Genomic DNA, 12,068 nt, shown 5'->3' with positions numbered 1-12,068 from the left:
AAGTGCAGGCTGTACTGTAAACTTAAGTTCGGATATGTTCGGATAAGCTAATTTTTATTTATATTTAGTAATCAAACAACCAAGGGGAATAAAATGAAAAAATACTGATTATTGTAGCGCATTCTGATATTGAACATTCTTTAGTCAATAAACGCTGGATTGAAGAAGTAAAAAAATTTCCGGTGCATGAGCTGTATCAGTCTTATCCGGACGGTAAGATTAATGTGGAGAAAGAGCAGGCTTTGGTAGAGGCACATGGTAGTCTGATCTGGCAATTTCCGGTTTACTGGTTTAACTGCCCGCCACTAATGAAACAGTGGTTTGATGATGTTTTAACCTACGGATGGGCATATGGTTCCCGCGGGACTCAGCTTAAAGATCGAGAAATCGGTCTGGCTGTTTCTATGGGAAGTTCGGAACAGGATTATCGGGCACCTAATGATTTAACAGCAGTTCTGCGTCCGTTTGAAATGACTTTACATTATGTTAAAGCAGATTATCAGGGTGCATTTTCTTTGTTTGGCGCTAATACAGATGTTTCATTAGTAACAAATACCCCGCAGGCAATCAATCAAAGTGCTGCTGATTATATTAAGTTTCTAAACACATTTTAAAGTATGCTGAACCTTGAACAGGGTTATTAGTTGGTTTCATCTGTACAAATTAGTTTTTTGCTGTATCTATATGTGAAGTTAATACTTTGTTCGTTTACTGGAGGTATTATGTATGAATAATATTGCTTACCGTTGTAATATCAAACCCGAACTCGAAGAAACGCTGAATCTTTACCGAAACTGCAGTCTGGGGGAACGGCGTCCGATTACGGATAAATCCCGTTTTCAGTCTATGCTGAATAATGCAAATTTAATTATTACAGCATGGGACGGACAGAAGTTGGTAGGTATTGCGCGCTGTTTAACTGATTTTGTTTATATTACTTATCTGGCTGATTTGGCTGTTGATGAGCGCTATCAAAAGCAGGGTATTGGTAAGCAGTTGATTCGGGAAATTCAGAAAAATACTGGAGAGAATGCCGGAATTGTTTTAATTGCTGCCCCACAGGCTGTCGACTATTATGGTCATATCGGTTTTACTGCTCATACATCTGCATGGGTTTTAAAGAAACCGTTATGATAGTAAATACAGTTCGTTGCTATTGATTATTCTTTTGTCGTGCCGGGTGCCGGACAGGCAGGTTTGGCCGATAATCACAAAATAAGTGCAGGGCTATGATGGCGGATTCCTGTTTTGCTCCTGAAGGTGATATTGGTATTTGCCTGCAAGTTAATAACTTAGTATGGTTTCAATCAACAGAGAGAAAAAAGTAAGTACGGTCATCTATTCTGACTACTCATGTGAATAGTCAGAATAGATGGGTTTAATGATTTGTGCGGATAAATGATTTATTTAACTTCGCTACCTTCAAATTTTAATCTTTTATCGTTAACAGAAACGAGATCTCCTAATTCGTAAACATTACGATAGCCATATCCGTATAGATTGATAAAGGTAGGTATATTAAGGGCTAAACTGATCTTATTACGATAAGATGGCAGTCCGTTCAGGTCTTTTGGTGTTACTGCCATTTTACTGGCAAAGTTTTCCTGGTCATCTATAAAATTATTATTGCAATAAATGAGAATGGTTGTATTTTTATCTGGAATTAATCTGTATAGGCTAATCTGATTATAGTCGGAGAAATTCAGATGAATAGCCCCTTTCAAATGTTTTCTGTCATACATTTCTTTAGATCTGGAGTCCAAAATAATGGTTTTTGAATTTTTGGATTTGGCCAAAAATTGGTTTAAAGGAAGAAGTCTTTTAGCTCTGTATTGTTTTACTTCTTCGGCTAATTTCATGTAACCATCAAAATCAATTTTGCTGCTGACTGATTTATCCTGAGCTATAAAATAATTCGATAAACGATCAACTTCAGCTTTATTAACTCTGGTAGTGGTTTTTGCAGTAGCAGGTAATGCTAATGTAATTAATATCGCTAAGCTTGATGTAAGAAAATAGTGTTTTATCAGATTATTCTTTTTCATTTATTGCTCCCTTTAAGTAAAAAACAAAACATTGAACATAATAAACAAACCAAAAGGCTTATGTGTTCTTATATGCCTGTTTGTTGATTTATGTAAAATATATGGTTTTGTTGATTCGGGTAGCGCAACTAATTATAAGTAAGTTATCTATATTTAGTTAAAAGATAAAAATATGAAATGTTTGATAAATAAAGAATGCAGTAAAGAAAATAACGGTTAATTATTCGTATGAGTATCAAATTTTTATGTGTTATCCGCTTTGGTGCAATTAATCTGACGATCCTGATGGCAGGACAGGAATGAGCTGGCTAAATCAGCACAGCAGCCACAACAAGTGGCTACACCAAGCTGAGCCTGTAAATCAGTGAGACTTGAGGCGCCGGCAGCAACAGTTTCTTTTATCTGGCGATCGGTAATGGCATTGCACAGACAAACGTACATGTTTTGTCCTTTGTGTGTGTTTGGTTTCTTTTGTAGGTAAAGATGATAGTGGATTTCATTATTATTATCAAGTAGTGGATTTATGCTGTCTGAAAGCTGATTATGTTTATACCGGTAAAAATAAAGCCGACTGGGAAAGTCGGCTTTATGCTTTTAAATGTCGGAATTAAGCTTCTGGTGTATCCAGTATATCTACTTCGTTATCGCTGTTTTCTTCTGCTTCAGCAATACGTTCCAGACTGACCAGTTTTTCGCCTTCATCCAGATTAATCAGTTTAACACCGGCAGCAGCACGCCCGGTGGAACGGATCTGATCGACTTTGGTACGAATCAGTACACCGCCACTGGTAATCAGCATCAGGTCGTCGCTGTCGGCTACGAGTGTAGCGGCTACCAGGTCACCATTACGTTCACCGGTATCGATGGCAATTACGCCCTGAGTACCACGGCCGGAACGACGGTAGTCATCAACAGCAGTACGTTTACCAAAGCCGTTGGCTGTGGCGGTCAGTACCAGTTTGTCGCTATCTTCTTCAGCATCATAGGCCAGCAGGCTGATTACCTGGTTATTTTCAGCCAGTTTCATGCCGCGTACACCGCGGGCACTGCGTCCCATCGGACGAACATTGTCTTCACTGAAACGGACTGCTTTACCACCATTGGAAAACAACATGATGTCGTGTTTACCGGCAGTTTTAACCGCACCAATCAGATGGTCACCTTCATCCAGTCCGAGGGCGATAATGCCAGCTGAGCGCGGACGTGAAAAATCGATTAGTGATGTTTTCTTGACGATACCCTGTTCGGTACACATAAAGACGTATTCATTTTCGCTGAATTCACGTACCGGCAGAATGGTGTTAATTTTTTCACCTTCTTCAAGCTGAATCAGGTTGTTAACCGGCCGCCCACGGCTGTTGCGGCCGCCTTCAGGCAGTTTGTATACTTTAATCCAGTGGCATTTACCCAGACTGGTGAAACACAGCAGGTAGTCGTGTGTGTTGGCGATAAACAGAGTTTCAATAAAGTCTTCATCTTTGGTGGCAGTTGCCTGTTTACCGCGACCGCCACGCCGTTGTGCCTGATAGTCATCTGCCTGCTGGGTTTTGATATAGCCGCCGTGAGTCAATGTAACCACCATGTCACGTTTCGGTATCAGGTCTTCATCGGCAATGTCGCCACCAAAAGTGTTGATTTCGCTGCGACGTTCATCCCCGAATTGTTGCTGGATGGCGGTCAGCTCATCATGAATAATCTGGTTGATACGAGCCGGTTTGGCAAGAATATCAAGTAAGTCGACAATATTATCAAGGATAGTTTTGTATTCATCGACAATTTTATCCTGTTCCAAACCGGTAAGACGTTGCAGGCGCATTTCGAGAATGGCCTGAGCCTGTGCGTCGGAGAGGAAATAGCCGTCAGCACTCAGACCGGTATTTTCCGGTAAATTCTGAGGCTTGATCAATTTTGCATCAATATCGCTACGTACGAGCATGTTTTTAACCAGATCAGGACGCCATGCCCGTGAGGTTAAAGCGATTTTGGCTTCTGAAGGGGTAGGAGACGATTTAATCAGGGCAATGATTTCATCGACATTAGACAGAGCTACTGCCAGACCTTCGAGCAAGTGTCCGCGTTCACGTGCTTTACGCAGATTAAACATGGTACGCCGGGTAACAACTTCGCGACGGTGACGCAGAAATTCATTCAGAATCTGTTTCAGGTTCAGCAGGCGCGGCTGACCGTCTACCAGAGCCACCATATTGATGCCGAAACTGTCCTGAAGCTGAGTTAATTTATATAGCTGATTAAGAACAACTTCGCTATTTTCATTGCGTTTGAGCTCAATAACCACACGCATGCCGGATCTGTCCGACTCGTCGCGCAGGTCTGAAATACCTTCGAGAATTTTATTGCGTACCAGTTCGCCGATTTTTTCGACTAGTCTGGCTTTATTTACCTGATACGGAATTTCATCAATGATGATTGCTTCGCGTTCATCATGATGCCCGATAGGTTCGATATGGGTTTTACCACGAATAATGACGCGACCGCGACCGGTACGATAACCTTCACGCACGCCTGAAAGTCCGTAAATAATACCGCCAGTCGGAAAATCCGGGGCAGGAATCAGATCGATAAGCTCGTCAATACTGAGGTTTTCATTAGCCAGCAGAGCTTTGGCACCGCCTATTACTTCGTTAATATTGTGCGGCGGAATGTTGGTAGCCATACCGACGGCAATACCGGAAGAACCATTAATCAGTAATGTCGGAATACGTGTTGGCAATACCGCCGGCTCTTGTTCTTTGCCGTCATAATTCGGGACAAAGTCAACAGTTTCCTGTTCGATATCAGCCATTAGCTCATGCGCAATTCTTGTCATGCGGATTTCGGTGTACCGCATAGCCGCTGCACTGTCGCCATCAACGGAACCGAAATTACCCTGTCCGTCGACCAGCAGATAACGCATGGAGAAATCCTGCGCCAGACGTACGATAGTATCGTAAACTGCTGTATCGCCGTGCGGATGGTATTTACCAATAACATCGCCGACAATGCGCGCAGATTTTTTGTAAGGCCGGTTCCAGTCGTTATTCGCTTCGTTCATTGCATACAGCACACGACGATGAACCGGTTTCAGCCCATCGCGTACATCAGGAAGGGCTCGTCCTACAATCACGCTCATGGCGTAATCCAGATAGGAACTGCGCATTTCATCTTCAAGTGATACTGCTATGGTTTCTTTGGCAAAAAGTGCATCAGACATAATGGCTTTACTACTTTAGAGAGCATGGTTTATTTTACCATAATGGTGATTAGTTTCTGATTATTTTTCATGACGCAGATGATCTGGCATAAAAAACCTTGTTGTTAAAGGGGTTAAAGATATGCCCACAATATTTGTGGATAAATCTGTGGAAAATGAAAGATGAGCGTGCATAATTGCCTATAAATCAAGACTTGGATGTGCTTGCTTAAAAAATAAGCCTTAAAATAAAATTGTTTAAAAACAAATATATATAAAAATAAGTTGCATGTGTGCAGCTATTTTTGCTTTTTATAGGGTTCAGTATGCGTTGCTTAATTCATGTGGATAAAATCAGTTTGTCAAGTCTGTTTTATGGTTGACAAAAGGATAAATGGTGAGAATGTGTGAGTAAGTTGTGCTGTCTGTAAGGAAATTTTAATGCATGTTTTAAATTTACCTGAAACTATGCTGTCGGATGAGTCTATGGCAGAGGCATGGGTATTTGTACGGGTAATTGATAATTATGGTGATGCAGGCGTAGGCTGGCGGCTAAGCTGTCTGCTGGCTGAATATCTGCACATGCATGTGCGTTTGTGGATTGATGATACTGATGCACTTAATAAGCTAGTGCCGGCACCGGAAAAACAGGCACGGATTACTATCGAAGCATGGCAGGGCGATGCCATGATGCAGCAACAGCTGTCTGCTGCTGCCGATCCGGTATTGGTAATAGAAACGTTTGGTTGTGAGCTCCCGCCTCAGGTATTGGAAAGAATGAGGCAGTGCCGGCCATTGTGGTTGAACTGGGAGTATCTGACCGCCGAAGACTGGGCAGTTGGTTTACATGCTATGTCATCGTTGCAGCCTAATGGTCTGGAAAAGTATTTCTGGTTTATGGGTATTGATGCGGACAGTGGCGGTTTGTTACGGGAACCGGATTATCTGGCTGAGCGGGAAAAATTCAGACAACAGCCGCAACTTCAGCAGGCATTCAGGCTGGAATATGGTTTGCCGTTACAGTATACAGGGCAGTTATGGCTGGTATTTGCTTATACTTCCGGTCAGTGGGCACAATGGATGGCTATGTGGCAGCAGGCGGATACGCCGGTAACGTTGTGGCTCGCCGGCGGACAGGTCATTGAAAGTTTACGTGCGGCAAAATTAATTGCACCGGAGGAGCTGCAGCAGGAAGGGGATAGCTGTGAGCTGGGGAATGTGACGCTGGTACGTATTCCGTTTGTACCACAGGCGGCCTTTGACCGTTTGCTGTGGCTGGCAGATGCGGCTATTGTGCGCGGTGAAGACAGTTTTGTCCGGGCATTATGGGCAGGATTACCGTTTTTCTGGCATATTTACCGTCAGGATGATGATGTCCATCTGCAAAAGCTGCATTCATTCTGGTTTAAGGCGATGCAAGGCTGGCCGGCAGAGCTCAGACAGGCGTTTACTGTTTTGTCGGATGATCTGAACGGTGCAGGGGCTGTGAGTTCGTTAAAACGTGAACAGGCTTGGCAGTATTTGTGCGCGCATTGGCAAAGTTGGGTAAAATCAGCCGCTGCGTGGTCAGAAATGCTGCATAGGCAGGACAATGCGCTGGAAAAACTAGCCAGATTCAGCCATCTTCCGCTAAAATAATATACTTATTATTTGCTGAACATTTTTGGAAGTTAGATTAAAGATGAAAACCGCACAAGAATTGCGCCCGGGTAATGTATTTATGGTGGGCAATGATCCGATGGTGGTGCAGAAGTCCGAATACAATAAATCCGGTCGTAATGCTGCCGTGGTAAAAATGAAACTGAAAAACCTGCTGACTGGTGCTGCTACAGAAACGGTTTATAAAGCCGATGAAAAATTTGATGTGGTAGTGCTGGATCGCAAACAGTGCACTTACAGCTATTTTGCTGATCCGATGTATGTTTTCATGGATGATGAATTCAATCAGTATGAAGTGGAAGCAGAAAACATCGGCGATGCCATCAAGTTTATTGTAGACGGCATGGAAGAAAAATGCGAAGTAACGTTCTATGACGGCCGCGCTATTTCTGTAGAACTGCCTACTATTATCGTGCGTGAAGTGGAATATACTGAACCGGCAGTAAAAGGTGACACTTCTGGCAAAGTAATGAAAAATGCACGTTTGGTAGGTGGTGCCGAGATTCAGGTAGCTGCTTATATTGAAAATGGCGATAAAGTGGAAATTGATTCACGTACTTTTGAATTCCGTAAACGCGCTTAACTGATTTTCTTGCTGGCAGGCTGTCTGAATGATTTCAGGCAGCCTGTTTTATTGTTGGCATAGCAGCAGTAAACTGCCTGATGAATGTGATGATCTACGGTATTTTGTTGTTTGTATTGTTTAATTTTGTAGGTGAAACATGTTGTTTGAACTGAATCAGCACGGCCGGGGCGAGTTGCTGGCTGAATGTCGCAGATTGCTGCGGCTGGCGTTGCCGATTCTTATTGCACAGGTAGCGCAGGTAGGTGTAGGTGTAGTCGATACTGTAATGGCCGGTCATGCCAGTGCCAACGACCTGGCCGGTGTGGCTCTGGGTTCGAATGTATTTATTACGCTGTATATTACTTTTCTGGGAGTGATGACGGCATTACAGCCAATACTGGCACAGTTATACGGTGCCGGTAAAACAACGGAAATCGGAGAGCAGGGACGGCAGGGAATATGGTTCGGACTGTTTCTCGGTGTTCTGGGTATGCTGTTGCTGTGGGCAATGATTATACCAATGCAGCACTGGCTGAATATGGGTGCATATGTGGATGCAGTATTTGGTCAGTTTGTATTCTATATTGCACTGGGTATGCCGGCAGCGATGATTCACCGGGCATTTTATGCTTTTGCCTCTTCTTTAAACCGCCCCAAACCTATTATGGTGGTGAGTCTGATTGCACTATTGCTGAATATTCCGCTTAATTATATTTTTGTTTACGGAAAATTCGGGATGCCGCAGATGGGAGGAGCCGGCTGTGGTCTGGCCTCAGCTATCTGTTTCTGGCTGAATGCCATTGCACTAGGCATATATATTATACGGCAGCGGTATTTTGCCCCTTTTGCTCTGTTTGCGCGCTTTGAGTGGCCGCGCTGGCGTACACAGGCTTCTTTGTTGCGTCTGGGTATTCCGATCGGAATGTCGTTTTTTCTGGAAGTGAGCCTGTTTACTTTTATTAGTTTGCTGATTGCCCGTTTCGGGGTCACTCAGGTGGCAGCGCAACAGGTAGTAATCAGTATTACTTCTTTAATTTATATGTTGCCGCAAAGTGTGGGCATTGCGCTGGCTGTATGTGTGGGTCAGGCAGTCGGAGCACGTAACTGGCAGCGTGCCCGCTTTGTTTCCGGAGTAGGTTTATGTATGGGTCTGCTTGGTGCCTGCTTTACCGGGATCATGCTGCTCTTGTTCCGGCATTTCTGGGTAGGCTTATATACAGCTGATCAGGAAGTGATTTTATTGGGCGGTACGCTGTTGATTTTTGCAGCAGTTTTCCAGTTGTCTGATGCTACACAGACAATTGCTTCCTATGCCTTGCGCGGCTATAAGCTGACTAAGATTCCAATGGTGATTCATGCATTCAGTTTCTGGGGGCTGGGTCTGGGTTTCGGCTGTCTGTTTGGTTTGTATTTCGGTATGGCGCTTTATGGTTTCTGGCTGGCTCTGGTGCTGGCATTGACAGGTGCGGCTGTGGCACTGGTGTGGTATCTGCACCGGAAAAGTGAAAAATTTATGCTGACAGATGCAGAAGGCAAATCATGATAAATGTGATTGAACATGCAGATTTACAACCGCTAAATACTTTTGCTCTGCCGGTGCGGGCACGCTGGCTGGTCACATTAACGAATACTGAACAGTTGCCGGATATTCTGGCACTGCCTCAGTTTGAACGGCAAAGTGTGCTGTGGCTGGGTGGCGGGAGTAATATTCTGTTTTGTGCGGATTATCCGGCACTGGTGGTGCGTATGGCCAATCGTGGTATCAGGCTGGTGACGGATGATGGTGTACAGGTTATCGTAGAAGCTGCGGCTGGTGAAAACTGGCATGAATTTGTTCAGTATACGCTGGAACAGGGCTGGTGCGGCCTGGAAAATCTGAGTCTGATTCCGGGTACAGTAGGGGCGGCACCCGTACAGAATATCGGCGCTTATGGTGTTGAAGTACAATCCTGTATTGAGGCTGTACAATGTTTTGATCTTGAAAGTCAGCAACTGTGCTGGCTCAGCCGGAATGAATGCAGCTTTGCTTACCGGGACAGTGTATTTAAGCATGAACGGCAAGGGCGTTATGTCATTGTGGCGGTACGGTTTGTATTATCCCGCAGTTTTACACCACAACTGCATTATGGTGATTTAGCTCAGGTGGCCACAGAGCTGGCACAGGGACAAGCCCTAACCGCCAGTATCGTTGCACAGGCAGTGTGTCGTATCCGCCGGCAGAAGCTGCCTGATCCGCGAGTGCTTGGCAGTGCCGGTAGTTTTTTTAAAAATCCTGTTGTGGCGGCTGAACTGGCAGAAAGTCTATTAAAACAATATCCGGCTTTGCCGCATTATCCACTGCCTGACGGGCAGGTAAAGCTGGCAGCAGGCTGGATGATAGACCAGTGCGGCCTGAAAGGTTATCAGCTTGGCGGTGCGGCAGTTCATGAACAGCAGGCTTTGGTGTTGGTTAATAAAAAACAGGCCAGCGCGGCCGATGTAGTTGCTCTGGCTGAATATGTTCGTAACTGTGTAGCACAGCATTTTCAGGTATTGCTCGAACCGGAACCGGTCTGGCTGCCGGAAGTTTTGCCGCATGCGGCTGGTTAAGAGAATATCTGTATGCTTTGCCCGGTGATAAACTGCATAATCAGAAAGAAATTAATATGGTGAAAGAATCACGCCCCAATACGTATAACCGCATTATTGATGCCAGTCTGAAACTGTTTAATGAAGAGGGTGAACGCAACATCAGCACTAATCATATTGCATCTTTTCTGGGCATCAGTCCGGGCAATCTTTATTATCATTTTCGTAATAAAGATGAAATTATTATGCAGTTATTCAAGCGCTACAGTGAGAAATTGCTGTGTTATCTGCAGCAGGTCAGTCCGCCACAGGACACAGAAGCGATTAAGAACTATATGCTTGGTGTTTATGATGTAATGTGGCAATACCGTTTTTTATTCAGTGATTTAAATGCAATGCTTTCACGCAGTGCCGAATTATTGGGTGAACACAATAATTTCACCCGGGTTCGTGTATCACCGTTACTGCAAAATCTCTTGCAGCAATTGACTGATATTGGTTTTATACAAACAGACGAAGTTGCCCGCAAGGAAATGGCGGTGAATATCTGGCTGATTACCAAATATTGGTGTGATTATGACAGTGCTTTGTATGAACGCAAACTGACTGAAGCTTCTAAATTTCGTGGTACTCACCAGACTCTGACTCTGTTACGACCTTATGTTGCCCCTGCCTACCGAGAAGAATTCAGTCGCATGATGAATGATTTGCGTAATCAGGTGTGAAAATAAAAATAATTAAAAGTGGTTTAGCTTAAACAGAATTTTTAATGCGATAGTTTTTATCAGTATTCATTTGTTCAAGTTAAGAAACTATACTATTTCTGCACGCTTATTTATAAAGTTGCACTGATTACTACGGCAATCAATTGGTTAGTCCGTATTTCAGGTGTAGCAGACTGAAATTTAAATAAAATTAAGATAATATTTTTTATTTTACAATCTGTGAGTTCCGTTCAGAACGATATGCTGGGGATGAAATTTCTTATTATTGTTTAATTAAATCAGGAGTGGGACGGCTGGCTCCCATTTTTATACTTTCAAAACGGCTGTTGTCCAGTTGCTGTTGTGCACAGGCCTGAGCTAGTAGTTGTGGTGGTTCATCTATGGGTTCATCTGCCAGTTCAAATGCACCCCAGTGCATGCCAACTGCCTGACGGCATTGTAGTATTTGAAAAATTGTTACTGCCTGATAAGGATCTATGTGCTGATTATGCATAAACCAGCGGGGTGCATAAGCTCCTGTCTGGATTGCAGCCATGTCTATCGGGGCAAATCGCTCGGCAATCTGCCGGAACATAATCTCGCTGAAACCTGTATCTCCGCTGAAATAGGTAGTACTTCCCGCGGCCGTCTGCATTATCCAGCCACACCACAGAGTATGATTACGGTCGAAAATGCCGCGCTGGCTCCAGTGATGTGCCGGTACAGCATGAAACCGGATATCTTTAATCGTCACCTGTTCCCACCAGTCCAGTTCAATGACATTACGTACGCCCATACGTTCCAGTTTATTTTTCAAACCTAGGGGAACAACGGCAGTGATGGACGGAAAACGTTCGGCTAACTGGCGGATACTTGCCTTATCCAGATGATCGTAATGGTTGTGTGACAATGCGATAACATCCACTGAAGGCAGTTGGGCAATACTGGCTGCAGGCTGAGTACGGCGTTTGGGGCCGGCAAATGTTACTGGTGATACCCGCTGTGAAAATACCGGATCGGTAATAATGGTACATTGCTGTAAACGTATGAGCAGTGTGGCATGGTTGATCCACCATAGCCGGTTGCCGCTCAGTGTAAAGTCCGGTTGCTGATACCAGTCGCTCGCAAAACGCTCATATCCGTTTTGCGGTGGCTTAGGCAAATGATGGATATGCCTTTCCCAGTTCCAGCGACAGACTTCCAGGGGTTTGATGACTGTAGGTTCCAGATTGCAGAAACCATAAGGTGTATGATGACTTTTAGCCGGATTGTAATATGGGTTTCTTTTCTTAAATAGCATTATCTGTTGTCTTTAGCTGATACAGCTACAGCAATAT

11 protein-coding genes are annotated in these 12,068 nt (G+C 44.1%); 7 read left to right on the top strand and 4 right to left on the bottom strand.

What is annotated here, in order from left to right; translation table 11 throughout:
• Window positions 1-101: 101 nt before the first annotated feature.
• Both H3V11_RS03275 and H3V11_RS03270 read left to right on the top strand, forming a co-directional pair.
• On the top strand, window positions 102-614 hold the full coding sequence (locus tag H3V11_RS03275) for an NAD(P)H-dependent oxidoreductase (protein ID WP_174830779.1): 513 nt from the start codon (window positions 102-104) through the stop codon (window positions 612-614).
• Window positions 615-726: 112 nt separating this feature from the next.
• Complete coding sequence (locus H3V11_RS03270; RefSeq protein ID WP_084551381.1) at window positions 727-1,134, top strand: GNAT family N-acetyltransferase; 408 nt, start codon at window positions 727-729, stop codon at window positions 1,132-1,134.
• Between the two features lie 269 nt (window positions 1,135-1,403).
• On the opposite strand, the gene H3V11_RS03265 is transcribed toward H3V11_RS03270, so the two are convergent.
• From H3V11_RS03265 to gyrA, 3 genes are all read right to left on the bottom strand, one after another.
• On the bottom strand, window positions 1,404-2,045 hold the full coding sequence (locus tag H3V11_RS03265; RefSeq protein ID WP_084551382.1) for a rhodanese-like domain-containing protein: 642 nt from the start codon (window positions 2,043-2,045) through the stop codon (window positions 1,404-1,406).
• A 243-nt stretch (window positions 2,046-2,288) separates the two neighbouring features.
• Window positions 2,289-2,486 (bottom strand): (2Fe-2S)-binding protein, encoded by a 198-nt coding sequence (locus tag H3V11_RS03260; RefSeq protein WP_078475503.1) that lies wholly within the window; start codon window positions 2,484-2,486, stop codon window positions 2,289-2,291.
• A 166-nt stretch (window positions 2,487-2,652) separates the two neighbouring features.
• On the bottom strand, window positions 2,653-5,256 hold the full coding sequence (gene gyrA, locus H3V11_RS03255) for a DNA gyrase subunit A (protein WP_084551383.1): 2,604 nt from the start codon (window positions 5,254-5,256) through the stop codon (window positions 2,653-2,655).
• Between the two features lie 420 nt (window positions 5,257-5,676).
• On the opposite strand from gyrA, the gene earP reads away from it, so the two are divergent.
• From earP to H3V11_RS03230, 5 genes are all read left to right on the top strand, one after another.
• Entirely contained in the window at window positions 5,677-6,873 is a 1,197-nt protein-coding gene (earP, locus tag H3V11_RS03250; protein WP_232335739.1) for an elongation factor P maturation arginine rhamnosyltransferase EarP, read from the top strand.
• A gap of 43 nt (window positions 6,874-6,916) precedes the next feature.
• Complete coding sequence (gene efp, locus H3V11_RS03245) at window positions 6,917-7,477, top strand: elongation factor P (RefSeq protein WP_025331610.1); 561 nt, start codon at window positions 6,917-6,919, stop codon at window positions 7,475-7,477.
• 139 nt (window positions 7,478-7,616) lie between these two features.
• Entirely contained in the window at window positions 7,617-9,002 is a 1,386-nt protein-coding gene (locus H3V11_RS03240; RefSeq protein WP_025331609.1) for an MATE family efflux transporter, read from the top strand.
• Entirely contained in the window at window positions 8,999-10,048 is a 1,050-nt protein-coding gene (gene murB / locus H3V11_RS03235) for a UDP-N-acetylmuramate dehydrogenase (protein WP_198223597.1), read from the top strand. Before H3V11_RS03240 ends, murB begins: the two co-directional genes overlap by 4 nt.
• 50 nt (window positions 10,049-10,098) lie before the next feature.
• Window positions 10,099-10,752: a TetR/AcrR family transcriptional regulator gene (locus H3V11_RS03230; RefSeq protein ID WP_096765862.1), complete on the top strand. Its 654-nt coding sequence runs from the start codon at window positions 10,099-10,101 to the stop codon at window positions 10,750-10,752.
• A gap of 262 nt (window positions 10,753-11,014) precedes the next feature.
• On the opposite strand, the gene H3V11_RS03225 is transcribed toward H3V11_RS03230, so the two are convergent.
• Window positions 11,015-12,031: an MBL fold metallo-hydrolase gene (locus H3V11_RS03225; protein ID WP_198223596.1), complete on the bottom strand. Its 1,017-nt coding sequence runs from the start codon at window positions 12,029-12,031 to the stop codon at window positions 11,015-11,017.
• Between the last annotated feature and the right edge of the window lie 37 nt (window positions 12,032-12,068).

Source organism: Snodgrassella sp. W8158, assembly GCF_016100435.1.
In the GTDB taxonomy this organism is placed as follows: domain Bacteria; phylum Pseudomonadota; class Gammaproteobacteria; order Burkholderiales; family Neisseriaceae; genus Snodgrassella; species Snodgrassella alvi.
Note: the sequence above shows the minus strand (reverse complement) of the source record. Positions and strands in the feature narration are given on the sequence as shown.